The following is an 18,413-nucleotide window of genomic DNA, read 5'->3' as shown; positions in this document are numbered from 1 at the left end:
GGGAGGACCGATGACCAGAGGAGCGACCCCCGTCGCGCCCGACGACGGGCTCACGACCGCCGAGCGCCGCCGCCGACCCGTCGTGCTCGTCAACACCGGCGACGGCAAGGGCAAGACCTCGGCCGCCATGGGCGTGGCACTCCGCGGCTGGGCCCAGGGCTGGGACGTGGGCGTCTACCAGTTCGTGAAGTCCGCCAGCTGGCGCACGGGGGAGCGCGACGCGCTGACCCGGCTCGGCGAGCTCTCCGGCGCCGTCACATGGGAGCAGATGGGCACCGGCTGGTCCTGGACCCGTCGGGGCGAGGGGCAGCAACTGGAGGCGCGCGAGGCCGCGGTCGAGGGCTGGGAGCACATCCGCGCCGGTCTCGCGGAGCAGCGCCACCGCCTCTGGATCCTCGACGAGTTCACGTACCCGATGGACTGGGGCTGGATCGACGCCGGCGAGGTGGCCGAGGCGCTCCGGGCCAGGCCGGGCACGCAGCACGTCGTGCTCACCGGCAGGCGCTGCCCGCAGGCCATCGTCGACGTCGCCGACCTCGTCACCGAGATGCGCAAGATCAGGCACCCCTTCGACAACGGGCAGCGCGGGCAGGCGGGGATCGAATGGTGAGCATCCCCCGCGTCGTCATCGCCGCGCCGGCCTCCGGCCACGGCAAGACCACCGTCGCGACCGGCGTGATGGCAGCGCTCGCGTCGCGCGGCACCCGCGTCGCACCATTCAAGGTCGGGCCCGACTACATCGACCCCGGCTACCACACGCTCGCCGCCGGCCGCCCCGGCCGCAACCTCGACCCGTTCCTCTGCGGCGAGGAGCTCATCGCGCCCCTGTTCGAACACGGCTCCGCGGACGCCGACATCGCGATCGTCGAGGGCGTGATGGGGCTGTTCGACGGGCAGCTCGGGACCGGCGGGTTCGCCAGCACCGCCCACGTCGCCCGCCTCATCGACGCGCCCGTCCTGCTGGTGGTCGACGCCCGTCACACGTCCCGCAGCGTCGGGGCACTCGTCCTCGGCATGGCTTCCTTCGACCCCGCGATCCGCATCGCCGGCGTGGTGCTGAACCAGGTCGGCAGCCCGCGCCATGAGGCCGAGATCCGCGACTCGCTGGTCCCGCTCGGCGTCCCCGTCCTCGGGGTCCTGCCCCGCAACCTCGACATCGAGGCACCCTCGCGCCACCTCGGCCTCGTGCCCGCCGCCGAGCGCGACGATGCAGGCATCCAGGCGATGGGGGCCGTCGTCGCCGAGCACCTCGACCTCGACGAACTGCGACGGATCGCCGGGATGGCCGGCCCGCTGGCGGCGACGCCCTGGGATCCCGCCGCCGTCGTGACCCCTCCCTCCGACCTCCGCCCGGTCGTGGCCGTCGCCGGTGGTCGCGCCTTCACGTTCCGCTATCCCGAGACCGACGAACTCCTCCGGGCCGCCGGCTGCCTCCCCGTCACCTTCGACCCCATGACCGACACCGCGCTGCCCGAGGGCACCGCCGGCCTGTGGATCGGCGGCGGATTCCCCGAGATGCACGCCACCGACCTGGCCGGCAACGCCTCGCTGCGCGAGGCGGTGCGCGAAGCTGTCGCCGACGGGATGCCGACCGTCGCCGAGTGCGCCGGCCTGCTGTACCTCTGCCGGCAGCTCGACGGCCACCCGATGGTCGGGGCGCTCCCGCACACCTCCGCCATGACCGCACGGCTGACCATGGGCTACCGCTCGGCCACGACCGGGCGCGACACGCTGCTCGGGCGGGTCGGCGAGACGGTGACGGGCCACGAGTTCCACCGCACCCACTGCGAAGCGGGCGACCCGCCGGCCTGGCTGCTCGACGGCCGCCCCGACGGGGTCGCGTCGACGACGCTGCACGCCTCCTACCTGCACGTGCACTGGGCGGGGCACCCGCAGCTCGCGCAGCGCTTCGCCGACGCAGTGCACGCCTTCGCCGTCCGTCCGGCGGCGCCCGACCTGCTTCACCACGGCGACCGCGACATCGCCCCGGGCCTGGTGGACCTCGCCGTCAACGTCCGCCAGCCCGCCACTCCCGCCTGGCTCGTCGAGGCCATCGTCCGCGACGCCGACTGGGCCGCCTACCCCGACCCCGCCCCGGCCCGGGCCGCGATCGCCCGGCACCACGGCGTCGACGAGGCCATGGTGCTGCCCGTCGCGGGGGCCGCCGAGGCGTTCACGCTCGTCGCCCGCGCGCTGGAGGGCACCTCCCTCGTCGTGCACCCCCAGTTCACCGAGCCGGAGGCCGCGCTGCTCGCCGCCGGGCGGACCCCCACCCGCCACGTGCTGGCCGCGGCCGACGGGTTCCGCCTCGACCCCGCCCGCGTGCCCGCCGCCGACCTGATCGTCGTCGGCAACCCCACCAACCCGACCGGCGTGCTGCACCGCGCCGAGGACCTGCTCGCGCTCGACTCCGGCATCCTCGTCGTCGACGAGGCCTTCGGCGACACGATCCCCGGAGAGCCCGAGACGCTCATCGCGCCCCACATGGCCGGACGCCTCGTGCTCCGCTCGCTCACCAAGACCTGGGCGCTCGCGGGGCTGCGCGTCGGCTACGTCGTCGGCGACCCGACGCTCATCGCCCGGCTCGCGGCCCAGCAGGCCCCCTGGTCCGTCTCCACCCCCGCGGTCGCCGCGACCGTCGCCTGCCTGGCCGACGGACGCCGGCTCGACGCTGACCGCCTGGCCCGCGAGGGGGCCGCCGCCCGCGCCGACCTGGTCGCCCGCCTGACGGAGGTCGGCCTGCACCCCGTGCCCGGCCAGGCGCCCTTCGTGCTCGTCGACACGGCCGCGATAGCTGCCGGATCGCTGCGGGAGCCGCTGGCGAGCCGCGGCTTCGCAGTCAGGCGCGGGGAGACCTTCCCCGGGCTCGGGCCGACCTGGCTACGGTTGGCCGCACGGGACCCACACACCCACGCGGGGCTGATTGCCGCCCTGCTCGACATCAAGGAAGACGCATGCAACGAGAACTGATCCCCGGCGAGGTCGTACTGGTCGGCGGCGGTCCCGGCGACCCCGACCTGCTCACGGTCGCCGGACTGCGGGCCGTACAGCAGGCCGACGTCCTCGTGCACGACCGCCTCGGGCCGCTCGAGGTCCTCGACCAGGCCCCCGACGGCGCGGAGCGGGTCAACGTGGGCAAGATCCCACGCGGCGCGTTCACGCCCCAGGAGCGGATCAACGAGATCCTCATCGAGCGGGCCCGCAAGGGCCTGAAGGTGGTCCGCCTCAAGGGCGGCGACTCCTTCGTGTTCGGCCGCGGCGGCGAGGAGTGGCAGGCCTGCGTCGAGGCCGGCGTGCCCGTGCGGGTCATCCCCGGCGTCACCTCCGCGGTGTCGGTTCCCGCGCTCGCGGGCATCCCGGTCACGCACCGCTCGCTGTCGCAGGGATTCACCGTCGTCAGCGGCCACGTGCCGCCCGACGACCCGCGCTCCACCATCGCGTGGGACGCGCTGGCGAAGGGCCGCACGACGCTCGTGCTGCTGATGGCCGTCAAGAACCTCGGAGCCATCGCGACCCGCCTGCAGGATGCGGGCATGCCCGCCGACACGCCGGCGGCCATCGTGCAGGAGGGCTCGACCGAGCGTCAGGCCGCGTGGGTCAGCACGCTTGCCTCGATCGGCGACGTGGCGCGGGCCAACGACGTCCAGCCGCCGGCCATCGCCATCATCGGCGACGTGGCGAAGCTGGGGCTGGACTGAGCGCCTGCTCCAGCATCCGGTCGAGCACGACGGCGCGGTCGAACTGCAGCGCATAGCCCCGCGCCCGGTCCTCCCAGGCCGAGCGCTCATCGTCGCTCATGTCGACCGCCCGCCGCAGCGCCTCCGCGATGGCGTCGGGGTCCTGCACGGGCACGATCATGGCCGTGTCGCCGACGGCCTCGGGCACTCCGCCGGTCGTCGTCGTGATCACCGGGCCGCCGCCGGCGAGCATCTTCTCCACGAGCGCGATGCCGAACGTCTCGATGAACTCCGGCCGCGGCAGCGTCGGAAGGCAGAACGCGAGCGCCCCCGCCATCAGGAACGGCTTCTCCTCGTCGTCGACGTCGGTGAGCACCGAGATGTGGTCGGCCAGCGGCGACGCGGCCGCCAGCTCCTTGATCCGCTCCTCCTGGGGGCCGCGCCCGGCTATCACGAGGCGGGCCCTGCCCGCGATGCCGCTTCGCTCGTAGCCCGCGACGAGGTCCGGCACCCCCTTCGCGTCGGTCAGGCGGGACAGGAACAGCACGTACGGCCCGCCGGGCAGCCCCCGCCTGGTCAGGACCTCGCGGCCCTCCAGCGGGTCGTGGCCCAGGTAGCTGGCGACGTCGAGGGCAGGGTAGGAGATGCCGACCCGCTCGGCGCACTGCGCGGCGAACGAGGTCCCCAGCCCGGCGTCGACCTCCTCGGCCGCGGCGACGATGACCTCCTTGGTGTAGTGCGACACTGCGAGGCAGCAGTCGCTGGCCAGGTAGGTGGCCAGCACATGGGCCGCGGCGCCGTAGCGGTGCTCGGTCACGGCCGTCCGCACGACGTTGGTGATGTCGGAGCCGACGGCCTCCGCGATGGTCAGCACGTCGACCGGCAGCCCAGTCCGACGCGCCGCCGTGACGGCCTCCTGCACCGCGATGGTGTGGGGCGTGAGGTACAGCGACAGGCACACGGTGGGGACCCCGTCGGTGAACAGCTCGACGAGCCGGCCCACGACGCCGCCGGTGTAGCGGCCGTCGACGACGCGGTAGTCGCCGACGGGCCCGGGCCGCTCCACGGTGATGCCGGGGCTGTACGGCAGGAGGTGCTCGAGCGGCTTCAGGGGCAGACCGGAGGCCTCCAGCCGGTCGATGGGCCACGTGACGATGCGCACGTCCTCGAAGCCGCGCAGGAGCGCGGCCTCCGCCAGGTTCCGGGCCTCGACGGAGTGTCCGCAGATGACCGGGTCGGCGCGCACCACGATCACGAGGCGGCGGTAGCGGTAGAGGTTCACTTCGGCCATGTGGGTTCTCCCGGGGCGTCGAGGGGGGCGGTGGAGGGGGCGCCGAGCACGGAGGCCGGCGGCACGGGCAGGGGTCTGGACGGAGGACGCGACCCGGTCGCCCATGCGCCGGGCCGGTCGCCCAGGGTGACGACGAGCTCGCCGCCCCGGTGGAGCCGATCCATGGTGAGCCACGCGCGGTCCAGCGGCCTGCCGTCCAGCGTCATGGACTGCACGTACTGTACGGGCCCGTCGGGCGTCGGCTCCCGGAAGTCGCGGGTGTGGATCGCGAACGTCCCGCCCGGCACGTCGATCTCCGCGTCGCGCCAGGACGGCGCGTTGAGCAGGACGAGGTTCTGGCCGGCGACGGGGAACAGGCCGAGCGAGGCCCACACGTACCAGGACGACAGGCCGCCCGAGTCGTCGTTGCCGGGCAGCCCGCCGCGCCCGGTGCCGAACATCTGGTGCACGCCGGCGTGCACGACCTCCGCGGTCCGGTCCGGCCGCCCCGCGTAGGTGTAGGCCCAGGGGGCGTCCATGTCGGGCTCGTTGTTGAGGCCCTCGAAGCGGCCCAGCGCGTAGCCGGCCTCCAGCTCGGCCCTGCCCGGCCGCTGCCCGGGCTGGGTCACGGGGTCGGCGCCGAAGCCGAAGAACCGGTCGAGCAGCGCGACGAAGGCGTCGTCCCCGCCGACGTCGGCGATCCGCTTCTCCATGTCGTGCAGCAGCCTGAACGAGTAGTTCCACGTCGTCCCCTCGTAGAACGTGGAGGAGCGCAGCAGCCCGGTCGCGGGATCGAAAGCGGCGGGCCACCCGTTCGACAGGGCCGCCAGCTCGTCGGCCAGCTTCCCGTCGCGCTGGCGCCGGGCCACCAGCGCGGTGCACCAGTACCCGAAGGCCAGGTCGAGCACGTGCGTGATCGGGTGCGTGATGCCTCCCAGGATGTACTCCTCGCCGTAGGTGCGGCGCAGGTCGGCGACCATGTGCACCAGCGCCCAGTTCCAGTCGATGCCGGTGGCGCCCAGCGCGCACAGGTCGGCGAGCAGCGTGTGGGCGAGCGCGCTGGCCTGCCGGGAGAAGCGGTCGGCGCCGCGGGCCATGCGGTAGCCGACGGGGAAGTTGCCCTCCTCCTCGCAGACCCGCAGCAGCGCGTTGGCCAGGCCGACCGAGATGTCGGGGCGCAGCGTCGTCACGAGCGGGAACTGCGTGCGGTACATGTCCCACATCGTCGAGATGTCGTACATGAAGGGGCCGTCGTTGGGCCAGAACGGCGACTCGTCCGGGGCCGAGCACGGCTTGATCAGGGAGTGGTAGACGGCGGTGGCCATCACGGTACGCCGCTCGTCGGACGGCGTGTCGACCCGCACCGCGTCGACGTGGCGGGCCCACTCGGCCGACGTCGTCGAGTGGCGGCGTTCGAACGACGGTGCGTGGTCCCCGCAGTCGGCGAGCAGGTTCTCCCGGGCCCGCTGGGTGCCGCGCAGCGAGAAGCCCATCCTGAGCTCCACGGTCTGGCCGGCATCCGCCGGCCCGGTGAACAGCAGCCCGAACGGCCGCAGCGTCGTCGGCCTGATGTCGGAGAAGTCGATCCGCGAGCCTCCGGGCATCAGGCGCCGGTCGTACCAGAGCAGCTGCCGCATCGCCGGATTGTCGATCTCCAGATACACCGCCAGGGGCGCGCCCTCGACGACGATCTCCCCGCACGCGACCCCCGGGGCGAGCAGCTCCAGCGACGCGCGCAGCGGCACCGTGGAGCCGTAGGGGATGGCCAGCCCGCCGTGCGACAGGTCGACGACGACGCGGGCGTCCTGCGCGCGCGGGAACGTGTAGCGGTGCACGGCGGACTTCGGGCCGACGGTGATCTCCGCCGTGATGCCCGACGACAGGACGGCGCGGTAGTAGCCGGGGGATGCCTCCTCCTCGACGATCTCCCAGGAGCGGCCGAGCTCGTCGAGGCTCAGCACCATGGGCGTCACGCGGAAGTAGTTGTAGTACTTGCGGATCGCCCCGGTGCCGGACTGCTGGAAGTGCGTGAACCCCGAGGCGCGCAGGTCGGCCATCATCGGGACGGGCCGCCCCTCGGTGCCGAGCTCGTATGGGCCGTAGCCGGTCGGGTACCCGCCGGAGTAGGAGCAGGCGGACACCATGCCGAACGGGTAGGTGGCGCCGGGGTGGGTGTTGCCGACCTGGGGCTTCGGCCACCACCAGGAGGCGGCCAGGCCGGTCGGCGCGGGCAGCGAGACGCCCGCGGTGCCGATGAAGGGGTCGACGGCTTCGAGCATGCGTCGAACACTACAAAGCCGACGGCGTCGCTCGTGTTACGCGCTCGTGAATCTTTCCAGCGTCCGCAGACAATCCGCGACGGAGCCGACAGTCTCCACCCCGGCGGGCCCGGGGGAGCGGCGCACGATCACGACCCGGGCCCCGGCCCGGGCGGCCGCGTCGAGCTTCGGGGCCGTCGAGCCGCCGCCCGAGTCCTTCGTGACAAGGCAGTCGATGCCCTCGCGGGTGAAAAGGAGGGACTCGTCTGCCGCAGTGAACGGGCCGCGGGACACGAGCAGGCGCCAGGCCTGGGGCAGGTCGCGGTCGGGGGGCTCGGTGACGCGGGCCAGCACGGGCAGGGCATCGAGGGCCGGGGAGTAGTCGAGCGTGTGCAGCCGGCCGACCGTCAGCAGCGGGCGCCTCGCGCCCAGGTCCAGCACGGCGGCCGCGGCCGCGGGGTGGTCGTCCACCCAGGCCCAGGCCCCGGCCGACTCGTGGGTCCCCCAGCCGGGGCGCTCGACGCGGATCAGCGGGACGCCCGCGGCCCGGCAGGCGTCGGCCGCGTTCCGGCTCATGGTCGTGGCGAACGGGTGGGTGGCATCCACCACCACGGCGACGGCGTTCCCCCGGAGGAAGTCCGTCAGCCCGTCGACCCCGCCGAAGCCGCCGACCCGGACCGGGCCGGCGGCCGGGGTCGAGGCTGTCCGGCCGGCCAGCGACAGCAGGTGGGGTGCGCCGAGGCCGGCGAGGGCCTCGGCGAGGAGCCGCCCCTCGACCGTGCCGCCGAGGATCAGGATCATGGACCCCATCCTGCCGCGTCAGCCGACGCGCACCAGCATCTTGCCGACGTTCGCGCCGCGCATCATGGCGAGGAACGCCTCGACCGTGTTGTCGATGCCGTCGACGATGGTCTCGTCGTAGGCGATCCGGCCCTCGGAGAACCAGCCGGCCATCCGCTGCTGGAACTCGCCCGCCAGGTCGAGGTGGTTGCCGAGCGTGAATCCGCGCAGCGTCAGGCCGCGCGTGACGATGTTGGACATGTTGTCCGGGCCGGGGACGGGACCATCGGCGTTGTAGGTGGAGATAGCGCCGCACAGCGCGGCGCGGCCGCCGTCGTTGAAGGCGTCGAGGGCTGCGGTGAGGTGGTCCCCGCCGACGTTGTCGAAGTAGACGTCGATGCCGTCGGGGGCCGCCTGGGCGAGCAGTTCCCGCACTTCGCCGTCGTGGTAGTTGAAGGCCGCGTCGAAGCCGTACTTCTCGTGCAGCAGGGCGACCTTGGCGGCGGACCCGGCCGAGCCGATCACCCGGGAGGCGCCCAGCAGGCGGGCGAGCTGCCCGACGGCGGAGCCGACCGCGCCCGCGGCGCCCGAGACGAAGACGGTCTCGCCGGGCTGCAGCGAGGCGATCCGGGTCAGGCCGACGTAGGCGGTCAGTCCGGTCATGCCGAGGATGTGCAGCCGCAGCGACAGCGGCACGCCCGGCAGCTCCGGGATGACCTGGAACGTGGCGGCGTCGTCCTGCACGACGTCGGACCAGCCGTGCTGGTGCAGCACGACGGCGCCGACGTCGACACCGTCGGCGGCGGACTCGATGACGCGGCCGACCGCGCCGCCGGTGATGGTGGCGCCCAGCGCATACGGCGCGACGTAGCTGCGGCCCTCGTTCATGCGGCCGCGCATGTACGGGTCGACGGAGACGAAGGCGTTGGCGACGCGGACCTGGCCGGGGGCCAGCTCCGGCAGGGTCACGCGGACGGTCTGGAAGTTCTCCGGCGTCGGCCACCCCTCGGGACGGGAGACGAGATGGATCTGGGTGCTTGGTGCGGTGCTCATGAAAGGAACTCCTGGGGTCAGAGGGCGAATGCGAGGACCAGCACGACCACCGCGAGCAGGGGCAGCGTGCCCTGCTTCACCGCGGCGGGCCGCTTGTCGGGGCTGGAGAGGAACAGGACGAGCGCGGCGGCCGCCATGGAGCCCACGCCGGCGAGCGTGAGGGAGGCTCCGACGACGGCGCTGCCCGCCGCCCAGGCGACGATGCCGATGCCGGCCACCACCGCGAGGAAGAGGTTGTAGAAGCCCTGATTGAAGGCGAGCTCGCGCGTCGCGGTGGCCTCCTCCTCGGAGGTGCCGAACACGGCGCGGGCCCGGCCGGTGGTCCAGGCGAGAGACTCGAGATAGAAGATGAAGACGTGCAGGGCCGCCGCCAGGGCGGCGAGCACGAGGCCGAGGACGATCACGATGGCTCTCCTTGCGTGGACACGATTGTGGACTGCTCGATCCACTATATATACTGAACCGGTCGATCCACAAAAAGTAGCGAGGAGGCGGCCATGGGCAGGACGCCGACATACGACCGGGGCGAGGTGGTCCGCGCGGCACGCGGCGTGTTCTGGCGCACGGGCTACGAGGGCGCGTCGCTGCCGGAGCTCGAGGAGGCCACCGGGCTGGCCAGGTCCAGCCTCTACCACGCCTTCGGCTCCAAGCGCGGCCTCTACGACGCGGCGGTCGAGAGCTACCTCGACGAGATCGTCCGGCCCCGGCTGGTGCCGCTGACGAGGGAGAGGGTCGCGCCCGACGCGATCCTGGACTACCTCTCGGGGCTCGCCGACGCGCTGCGCCGGTCACCCGTCTCGGCGAGCGGCTGTCTCCTGATCAACTCCGCGACGGGGTCGCTCGGCGACGACGCGTCCGTCGCCCGGGTCGTGACCGCGTACCGCGCCGAGCTGCGCGGCGCGCTCGGCCGCGGGGTCGACGCGTATCTCCCGGGGCTGCCCCCGGCCCGGCGCGGTCGTCTGTCCGACGCCGTCACGGGGCTGGTGGTCTCGGCCTTCGCCCTCACGCGCGTGTCTCCCGACGAGGCCGTCGAGGGCCTGGAGGCCGCGGCCGGCCTGCTGTGCGACGCGAGGTTGGCTCAGGCCTCCTGAGTCTGCGGGCGCCAGGCCTCCGGCTGCCAGATGCAGGTCGGGTCGCTGGCCAGCGGGTCCCCGAGCATGGCGTTGGCGCGGGCGCGGGACCCGCCGCAGATCCAGTTGAACTCGCACACGCCGCACTTGCCGGAGTACCCGGACGGGTCGCGCAGCGCCTTCATCATCGGCGCGGTGGCGTAGATCTCGTGGAACGGGCGCTCCTTCACGGAGCCGCAGTTGTAGGACAGGAACCCCGACGGGTAAACGTCGCCGATGTGGTCGACGAATGCGAAGCCGCGGCCCGAGTTCACGCCGATCGGCGGGCGCGGGGGACGGCGCTCCAGCACCTCGCCCAGCAGCGCCTCGGTCTCGGCCTCCAGTCGTGCGTGGAGCTCGCCCGTGGGTGGCATCGGCTTCCCGGCGGCGCGCGCGTCGTCGCGCTGGATGGCGACGCGGCGGTAGTTGGGGGCCTCGGTCACCTTCACGGCGATGCGGTCGGAGACGTCGTGCAGCCAGTGCAGCACGTCCTCCATCTCCTCGGGGCTCAGCGGCTCGAGGTTCGATCCGCGGCCCATCGGGACGAGGAAGAGCAGGTACCACATGTGGGCGCCCATCTCCATGACCGTCTTCAGGATCTGCGGGAGCTCGTGGACGTTGTTGCGGCAGATCGTGGTGTTCACCTGGAATCGGAAGCCGTGCTTGACGACGAGCTTCGCGGCCTCGAGCGAGTCGGCGAAGGTGCCGTCGATGCCGCGGAAGGAGTCGTGGGTCTCGGCGGTCGCGCCGTCGAGCGAGATGGAGAATGCCTTGACGCCGGCCTCGCGGACCGAGGCGAGGCGCTCGTCGGTCAGCAGGGGGGTGACCGACGGCGACAGCGCCATCGGCAGGCCGATCGAGGTGCCGTAGGAGATGAGCTCCTCCAGGTCGTCGCGTTCGAACGCGTCGCCGCCGGACAGGATCACGATGGGCCGCGGCGTCCCGTAGGAGGCGAAGTCGTCGAGCAGTGCCTTGCCCTCCGCGGTGGTGAGCTGACGCGGGTCCGCCTTGGTGAACGCGTCGGCGCGACAGTGGCGGCAGGCGAGCTGGCAGGCCCGGGTGACCTCCCAGACCAGCACGTGCGGGCGCTCGCCCGGATCGTGGTGCAGCGTCCGGACGACGCCCTTGCGGGCGGTGTGGGGGTGCCCGCCCGGGTGCCCGCCGGGGTGCCCGCCGGGGTGGCCGAAGGGGTATCCGGGCGCGGCGGGGGTCTCGACTGCGGAGCTGTCCATGCGTTGGATACTACGTCGTGTCGTTCCCCGGCCGGGAGCCGGGCCGGTGCTGCCGCGGGCAGACGACGCCGGTGAAGCCGCCCCGGGTGCGTTAGGTTGAGTGTGGAGGTGGCGGGTGACAGACAACATGGACTTCGACTTCGACTTCGACGACACGCAGCGGGAGGCGTGGGACGAGTTCGCGCGCCGCCTGGACGAGGTCCTCTCCGTGATGGACTCCACGGCCGACCTCACGATCTCCGTCGCCTCGACGGTGCCCGGCCTCAGGCCGGGCATCCGGTTCTCCGTGCGGCGGCCCGGCGTGGTGAGCGCCTTCGTGACGCGCCCCGTCGACGCCTCCGGCGCGGGCCCGGCCCAGGCCGCCAAGCTCGAGGCCCTCGGCTGGGCGGCGCCGACCGCCGAGATCCCCTCGTTCCACACTGAGGCGGACCAGGCGGACTCCGCGGCGCTGGCGGAGCTGGCCCGCGCGACGCTCGCCGACGTGTTCGACGTGCTTCACCCCGTCTTCCTCGAGCCCGACCAGCTCGCCGAGATCCTGCAGGTGCAGACGCACTGGACGCCGCTGGAGCCCCGCTCTCTGACCAAGGCCGAGAAGCCGCTCAAGCCGGGCAGCAAGGCGGAGCTCGACCAGTTCGTCGAGGTCGAGCTGCGCCGCCTGTTCAAGCATCCGCCGCTGCGCAACGAGCAGGGGGACATCGCGATCCGCGTCGGCTCGACCATGGTCTTCCTCCGGACGACCCCCGACGCGCAGGAACTGCTGCTCTTCTCCGCGATCGTGCACGACGTCGTCGGGAGATCCCGGGCGTGCGAGGTCCTCAACGACCTGAATGTCGAGTCGCGCTACGGCCGCTTCGCCCTGCACCGCGACCGCGTGTTCGTCCAGCTGTCCGTGCCGACCCAGCCCTTCGTCCCGGCCCACCTGCAGCAGGCGTTGCGGGTGCTCAGCCGCATCGCCGACGGCATCGACGACGCGCTGGCCAGCAAGCTGGGCGGACGCACCACGTTCCAGGTCTCCTGACAAGCGGACCGGTAGCGCTAGGGTTGAGGCATGCAGGAACCTGTGACGTACTTCTCCCGGCTCGATGGCGACGAGTGCTGGTCGCTGCTGGCCGACGTGCGCGTCGGGCGGCTCGCTTGGGCGGCGGTGGACGGCCTCACCGTGGTTCCCGTCAACTTCCTCTCCGATGGGCGACAGATCGTCTTCCACACCGCACCCGGCACCGTGCTCGCGTCGTTGACGCAGCCGACGGACGTGGCGTTCCAGGTCGATCAGATCGACGAGGAGACGGCTGTGGGCTGGTCGGTGCTCGTGCGCGGCACCACGGGGCCGGTCGAGGCGGACAGCGTGAGCTGGCTGGCCGACGACCGCACCGTCGGGATCGCCGTGACGGCGACCAGCATCGATGGACGTGTCCTGTCCGGGACCGTGAGGAGTGAGGAGCCCCACCATGACTGAGAAGACCCAACCTCTGATCGTCGTCGGCGTCGACGGCAGCGACGACGGCCTGCGTGCCGTCAGGTTCGGCACCGGGGCGGCGCTGCGCCGCGACGGCGAGCTGCTGCTCGTCAACGCGGTGGACGACACGCTGATGGCCGGCGCCTGGGGCGTCGTGTACGACCCGGAGGTGCTGCAGGCCGCCGGCGTCACCGCCAACGAGCAGGCCAAGGGCATCGCTCTGGAGGCAGGCCTGCCCGCCGACCGCATCCGCACCGAGGTGGTGATGGGTTCTCCGGGCGGCGTCATGGCACGCCTGTCCGAGGTCGCCGACCTCATCATCGTGGGTCGCCGCGCCGCCTCCGGCCTCGAGCGCATGTTCGTCGGCTCCACGTCGGTCGCGGTCGTCGCCAACGCCTCGTGCCCCGTCGTCGTCATCTCCGCGGCCGCGCACCCTGACCCCGTCGGCCAGAAGGGCATTATCGGGGTCGGCCTGCAGACCGACCCCGGCTCCGAGGCGACCCTCGAGGCCGCGTTCGAGCAGTGCGAGCGTTTCACGGACAAGCTGGAGATCGTGCACGCGGTACAGCCCCCGGTCGGGATCTTCGCGCGCAAGCTGACCCCGGCCCAGCTCGACGAGCAGGTCCGCTTCGCCCAGGGCGGCATCGAGGCCCTCGCGGCCGGCGTCGCCGAGCGCCACCCCGGCGTCGAGTACAGCGTTCACGTCGCGATCGACAGCCCGATCAACTACCTCGTCAGCCGCAGCGCCAACTACGACATGCTCGTGCTGGGCGTCGGCGAGTCGTCGATCCCCGGCATCAGCCTCGGCGGGCTCATGCGCGGCCTGATGGCCCACGCGCTGTGCCCGCTGTACATCAGCCGCGGATGACCCCAGGCGACTCACCACCCGACATCACCGTAGAGCCCGGCCTCCCCATCGCGGCGGAGGCCGGGCGCATCGCGCACCTGGTGCGCGAAAACCAGGTTGTGGTCGTCGCCGGCGAGACCGGATCCGGCAAGACCACGCAGCTGCCCAAGATCTGCCTGCTCGCAGGCAGGCAGCGCATCGCCCACACGCAGCCCCGCCGCATCGCCGCCCGCACCGTCGCGCAGCGCATCGCCGTGGAGTGTGGCGTCGAGCTCGGCGACTTCGTCGGCTACCAGGTCCGCTTCACGCGCCAGACCAGCGCCGCCACGCGCATCAAGGTCATGACCGACGGCATCCTGCTCGCCGAGCTGACGCACGACGAGATGCTGCGGAAGTACGACACGATCATCATCGACGAGGCGCACGAGCGCAGCCTCAACATCGACTTCCTGCTCGGCTATCTCAAGCAGCTGCTCCCGCAGCGCCCCGAGCTGCGCGTCATCGTCACCTCCGCGACCATCGACACCGCCCGCTTCTCGGCCCACTTCGACAACGCCCCCGTCGTCGAGGTCTCGGGCCGCACGTTCCCCGTCGAGACGCGCTACCAGCCGCTGGAGGAGGGTCAGGACGAGATCGACGGGGTGGCCGGCGCCGTCGAGGAGATCGTCACCGAGTCCGGCTCCGGCGACATCCTCGTCTTCCTAAGCGGCGAGCGGGAGATCCGTGACGCCGCCGAGGCCGTCGAGGCCCTCGACACCGGCCTCGAGGTGCTCCCGCTGTTCGCCCGGCTGTCCGCCGCGGATCAGCAGAAGGTGTTCCAGCCGGGCGCCAGGCGCCGCGTCGTGCTGGCCACCAACGTCGCGGAGACCTCCATCACCGTCCCGCGGATCCGCTACGTCGTCGACACAGGCACGGCCCGCATCTCCCGCTACTCCGCGCGCACCAAGGTGCAGCGGCTGCCCATCGAGCCCGTCTCGCAGGCCTCTGCCAACCAGCGGGCCGGCCGCTGCGGCCGCGTCGGCCCCGGCGTCGCCATCCGGCTCTACTCCGAGGAGGACTTCGGGTCCCGCCCCGAGTTCTCCGATCCCGAGATCCTGCGCACCAACCTGGCCACCGTCATCCTGCTGATGGCGCAGGCGGGGCTCGGCGACGTCGAACGCTTCCCGTTCGTCGAAGCGCCCGTCATCTCGCAGATCAACGACGGCGTCCGCGTGCTGCAGGAGCTCGGCGCCATCCACCCGCGCGGCCGGCATGAGGAGCTGCGGCTGACCGCCACGGGCCGCACGCTCGCCCGGATGCCGGTGGACCCACGGCTCGGGCGCATGATGATCGAGGCGTCGAAGCGCGACTGCCTCGGCACCGTGCTCGTGCTGGTCGCCGGGCTCACCGTCCCCGACGTGCGGGAGCGCCCGAGCGAGGCCCAGGCCCGCGCGGAGGAGCTGCACCGCAGGTTCTGGGGCGGGGACCCGTCGCGGCCGGCGCCGGCGGAGCCGAAGGAGTCCGGCGAGCCGAAGCGGCACACGGCCCACACCGGCACCCGCAACCAGGACGCACCGAAGCAGTCGCTCGAGGGCGGCGACTTCGAGGTGCTGCTGAACATCTGGCACTACCTGAGGAGGCGGCGTCGCGAGCTCAGCGGTAACGCCTTCCGCCGCATGTGCCGCGAGGAGTACCTGCACTTCGTCCGTTTCCGGGAGTGGGAGGACCTCGTCAGCCAGCTCCGCGAGGTGGCGAAGGAGCTCCACCTGGACACCCGCCCGAAGGGCACCATGCCCGACGCGCTGACCAGCATCCTCACCGGCCTGCTGTCGAACGTCGGCCTGGTGCAGGAGCCCGGCCGGCGCGAGGCCGGGAAGCGGCGGCCCCTGACCGAGTACCTGGGCGCCCGCGGCACCCGGTTCGCCATCCAGCCCGGCTCCTCGCTCGCGAAGTCCACGCCCTCCCTGGTGATGGCCTTCGAGCTGGTGGAGACGTCCCGGCTGTGGGCCCGCACCGTCGCGCAGGTGCGCCCCGAGTGGGTCGAGCAGGTGGCCGGCCACGTTCTCACCCGGACCCTGTCCGAGCCGTCATTCTCGCCGCGCACGGCCACCGTCAGCGCCAGCGAGCGGCTCACGCTGTTCGGCGTGCCGATCGTCGCGGGCAGGCGCACCAACTATGCGGCCGATCACCCCGCCGAGGCACGCGAGATCTTCCTCCGCAGCGGCCTGGTGGAGGGCCAGTGGGAGACGCGCGGCAAGCTCGTCTCCGCCAACCGCGCCGTGCTCGAGGAGGCGGAGAAGCTCACCGACCGGATGCGCCGGCCCGACCTGCTCATCTCCGACGACGAGCTCTACTCGTTCTACGACGGGCGCGTCCCGGCGACGGTGGTGTCCGGCTCGACGTTCGAGAAGTGGCTGCGCGGCCTGCCGAAGGAGCGGTGGCCTGCACTCACGTTCGACGACGCCGTCACGGACCCCCGGCAGCTGCGCGCCTCCGACTTCCCCGACCGCTGGGAGGTCTCCGGGCAGCGGCTGCCCGTCAGCTACGTCTTCGACCCCGGGGCCGGCGGCGACGGCGTGACCCTCACCGTCCGGCTCGAGGCCCTCGCCCAGCTCGACGGGGACCCTTTCACCTGGCAGGTGCCAGGACTGCGCCGCGAGCTGGCCACCGAGCTCATCCGCTCCCTGCCCAAGGCCGTGCGCACCAGCTTCGTGCCCGCCCCCGACTTCGCCTCCCGCGCGCTCGACTGGCTCGACGAGCGCGGCGAGACCGGCGAGGGGAGCTTCCCGGAGGCCCTCGGCCGGGCGCTCACGGCCCTGACCGGCACCATCGTGGAACCCGGCCAGTGGCGCCCCGAGACCCTCGACCCGCATCTGCGGCCCACCTTCGTCGTCGTCGACCGCGGCCGCGAGGTCGCGCGCGGAGCCGACCTCGCCGAGCTGCAGCAGCGGCTTGCGCCCAAGGTCGCGGCGAAGCTGACCAGGTCCGCGTCCAACATCACCTCGACCGGCGCCACGTCGTGGACCTTCGGCGACGTCCCGACCGAGACCAGGCTGGGCAGGGGAGTCGTCGGGTACCCGGCGCTCGTCGACGAGGGGACGACCGTCGGGGTGCGCGTCTTCGACACCCGGGACAAGGCCGACCGCTCGCACGTCGCCGGCCTGCGCCGGCTCCTGACCTGCACCAACCCCGATCCGACGAGGTGGGTCGTGTCCCACCTCGGCCGCATGGAGAAGCTCTCGTTGGCCGACTCGGCCTACCCGTCGGTGCCGGACCTCCTGGCCGACGCCTGGCTCAAGGCGGGCGAGCAGCTCGCCGCCGCGGAGGGGGACCCCGTCACGGTCCGCGGCGAGGCGGCCTACGCGAAGGTGGCGCTCGCCGTACGCCAGGAGTGCCCCGGCCGGACGCTGGACGTCGTGAACACGGCCGCGCACGCGCTGGCCGACGTCACCCGCGCCCGGCTGCTCATCGCCGACCGGCCGCAGGCCGCCGCGTCCAGGGACGTCGCGGGCCAGCTGGACAACCTGTTCTTCGCCCGGTTCATCACCGCCACACCCGACCCGTGGTTCGAGCACCTGCCACGCTACGCGGCCGCGGCGGTCGCCCGCCTGGAGGCGGCCGCGTCGAACCCCGCCCGCGACGCGCAGCTGCAGGCCCAGGTCGACGAGATGGAGGACCTGTACGCGGCTTTGACCGACGCCCAGCCTCCCGGCCCTCTCTCCCCAGCGGTCGAGGAGATCGCATTCCTGATCGAGGAGTTCCGCGTCTCGCTGTTCGCGCAGCAGCTCCGCACCTCGGTGCCCGTCTCGGCCAAGCGCATCAGGCAGGCGGTCCGCGCCGCATCCTGATGGCTCGTGCGGCGGGGCCGTGGCAGGATGGCCGGGTGCCCAAGGACGTCGTTGAACTGCTCGCTCTGTTCGATCTCACGCAGACGGGGGACCTGAGCTTCCGCGGCCCGCAGCCCCGCACGCTGCTGCAGCGGCTCTTCGGCGGGCAGGTGCTCGGCCAGACGCTGGTCGCGGCGGCCCACACCGTTCCGAGGGCCAGACACATCCATTCGCTCAACGCCTACTTCCTGCGGCCCGGCCACAACGACCTTCCCCTCGACTTCGAGGTCGAGGAGCTGCGCGACGGCAACACGTTCAGCGCGCGCCGCGTGGTCACCTGCCAGGGCGGGCGCGAGATCTTCCACATGACCGCCTCGTTCCAGGCACCCGAACCCGGCCTCGACCACTCGGCGGTGCCGCCGACCGACGGGGTCTCCCCGCCCGAGGAATGCCCGTCGCTGCGGGAGATCCTCGAGGGGCGCTTCGGCGCCCGGCTAACGCTGCTGCAGGAGTGGGAGTCGCTCGACGTCCGGTTGGCCTCGCCTCCGGATGCGGGACGCAACGGCGGCAACATGCGCGCCTGGGTGCGCACGCGTGAGCCGATGCCGGACGACCCGGTGCGGCACGCTGCCGTGCTGGCCTACCTGAGCGACATGACGCTGCTGAGCGTCACGACGATCCCGCACGAGGTGGAGTTCCTGTCGCCGTCGATGCAGATGGCCTCCATCGACCACGCGATGTGGTTCCACCGTCCGGTCCGCGTCGACGAGTGGCTGCTCTACGACATGATCTCGCCGTCGGCCTCCAGCGCCCGCGGGTTCGCCATGGGCCGGCTGTTCCAGGGTGGCCACGCCGTGGCCTCCTGTGCGCAGGAGGGCCTGATCCGCGTGCTCCCGACGACGCCCGCCTGAGAACCAGAACCGGG

15 protein-coding genes are annotated in these 18,413 nt (G+C 72.7%); 9 read left to right on the top strand and 6 right to left on the bottom strand.

Annotated elements, in window-relative coordinates:
* Positions 1-10: 10 nt before the first annotated feature.
* Genes cobO through cobA form a run of 3 tightly spaced genes read left to right on the top strand, consistent with a single transcriptional unit; the run spans position 11 to position 3,698 of the window.
* A complete protein-coding gene (cobO, locus tag QH948_RS08290) occupies positions 11-610 on the top strand; it encodes a cob(I)yrinic acid a,c-diamide adenosyltransferase (protein WP_281143977.1) in 600 nt (199 codons plus the stop codon).
* On the top strand, positions 604-2,970 hold the full coding sequence (cobBC, locus tag QH948_RS08285) for a bifunctional hydrogenobyrinic acid a,c-diamide synthase/histidinol phosphate aminotransferase CobBC (protein WP_281143976.1): 2,367 nt from the start codon (positions 604-606) through the stop codon (positions 2,968-2,970). Before cobO ends, cobBC begins: the two co-directional genes overlap by 7 nt.
* Positions 2,955-3,698 (top strand): uroporphyrinogen-III C-methyltransferase, encoded by a 744-nt coding sequence (gene cobA, locus QH948_RS08280; protein ID WP_281143975.1) that lies wholly within the window; start codon positions 2,955-2,957, stop codon positions 3,696-3,698. Before cobBC ends, cobA begins: the two co-directional genes overlap by 16 nt.
* Here cobA and QH948_RS08275 read toward each other — a convergent pair.
* Genes QH948_RS08275 through QH948_RS08255 form a run of 5 tightly spaced genes read right to left on the bottom strand, consistent with a single transcriptional unit; the run spans position 3,664 to position 9,442 of the window.
* The gene (locus QH948_RS08275; RefSeq protein WP_281143974.1) at positions 3,664-4,968 is read right to left on the bottom strand and encodes a glycosyltransferase; all 1,305 of its coding nucleotides are present in this window, start codon (positions 4,966-4,968) and stop codon (positions 3,664-3,666) included. The genes cobA and QH948_RS08275 overlap by 35 nt on opposite strands.
* Positions 4,956-7,226 carry a glycoside hydrolase domain-containing protein gene (locus QH948_RS08270; RefSeq protein WP_281143973.1) on the bottom strand — a complete coding sequence of 757 codons (2,271 nt, stop codon included), beginning with the start codon at positions 7,224-7,226 and terminating at the stop codon, positions 4,956-4,958. The genes QH948_RS08275 and QH948_RS08270 overlap by 13 nt, the downstream gene beginning before the upstream one ends.
* A 36-nt stretch (positions 7,227-7,262) precedes the next feature.
* Entirely contained in the window at positions 7,263-8,006 is a 744-nt protein-coding gene (locus QH948_RS08265) for a cobalt-precorrin-6A reductase (RefSeq protein ID WP_281143972.1), read from the bottom strand.
* Positions 8,007-8,024: 18 nt separating this feature from the next.
* A complete protein-coding gene (locus QH948_RS08260; protein ID WP_281143971.1) occupies positions 8,025-9,038 on the bottom strand; it encodes an NADP-dependent oxidoreductase in 1,014 nt (337 codons plus the stop codon).
* Between the two features lie 17 nt (positions 9,039-9,055).
* On the bottom strand, positions 9,056-9,442 hold the full coding sequence (locus tag QH948_RS08255; protein WP_281143970.1) for a DUF1304 domain-containing protein: 387 nt from the start codon (positions 9,440-9,442) through the stop codon (positions 9,056-9,058).
* Positions 9,443-9,535: 93 nt separating this feature from the next.
* Between QH948_RS08255 and QH948_RS08250 the strand changes: the two genes are divergently transcribed.
* Entirely contained in the window at positions 9,536-10,129 is a 594-nt protein-coding gene (locus tag QH948_RS08250; RefSeq protein WP_281143969.1) for a TetR/AcrR family transcriptional regulator, read from the top strand.
* On the opposite strand, the gene QH948_RS08245 is transcribed toward QH948_RS08250, so the two are convergent.
* Positions 10,117-11,379 carry a TIGR04053 family radical SAM/SPASM domain-containing protein gene (locus QH948_RS08245; protein ID WP_281143968.1) on the bottom strand — a complete coding sequence of 421 codons (1,263 nt, stop codon included), beginning with the start codon at positions 11,377-11,379 and terminating at the stop codon, positions 10,117-10,119. The genes QH948_RS08250 and QH948_RS08245 overlap by 13 nt on opposite strands.
* Before the next feature lie 115 nt (positions 11,380-11,494).
* Here QH948_RS08245 and QH948_RS08240 point away from each other — a divergent pair, with 115 nt between their 5' ends.
* The 5 genes from QH948_RS08240 to QH948_RS08220 are packed head-to-tail and all read left to right on the top strand — an operon-like array spanning position 11,495 to position 18,399.
* Complete coding sequence (locus QH948_RS08240; protein WP_281143967.1) at positions 11,495-12,397, top strand: T3SS (YopN, CesT) and YbjN peptide-binding chaperone 1; 903 nt, start codon at positions 11,495-11,497, stop codon at positions 12,395-12,397.
* Positions 12,398-12,427: 30 nt separating this feature from the next.
* Positions 12,428-12,835: a pyridoxamine 5'-phosphate oxidase family protein gene (locus tag QH948_RS08235; protein WP_219083913.1), complete on the top strand. Its 408-nt coding sequence runs from the start codon at positions 12,428-12,430 to the stop codon at positions 12,833-12,835.
* Positions 12,828-13,703 carry a universal stress protein gene (locus tag QH948_RS08230; RefSeq protein WP_219083914.1) on the top strand — a complete coding sequence of 292 codons (876 nt, stop codon included), beginning with the start codon at positions 12,828-12,830 and terminating at the stop codon, positions 13,701-13,703. The genes QH948_RS08235 and QH948_RS08230 overlap by 8 nt, the downstream gene beginning before the upstream one ends.
* A complete protein-coding gene (gene hrpA / locus QH948_RS08225; protein WP_281143966.1) occupies positions 13,700-17,509 on the top strand; it encodes an ATP-dependent RNA helicase HrpA in 3,810 nt (1,269 codons plus the stop codon). The genes QH948_RS08230 and hrpA overlap by 4 nt, the downstream gene beginning before the upstream one ends.
* Before the next feature lie 35 nt (positions 17,510-17,544).
* Positions 17,545-18,399 carry an acyl-CoA thioesterase gene (locus tag QH948_RS08220; RefSeq protein WP_219083916.1) on the top strand — a complete coding sequence of 285 codons (855 nt, stop codon included), beginning with the start codon at positions 17,545-17,547 and terminating at the stop codon, positions 18,397-18,399.
* The last annotated feature ends 14 nt before the right edge of the window (positions 18,400-18,413 follow it).

Origin of the sequence: Tessaracoccus lacteus (assembly GCF_029917005.1) — a bacterium.
Taxonomy (GTDB): Bacteria; Actinomycetota; Actinomycetes; order Propionibacteriales; family Propionibacteriaceae; genus Arachnia; species Arachnia lactea.
This window is presented reverse-complemented; position numbering and strand designations above follow the sequence as displayed.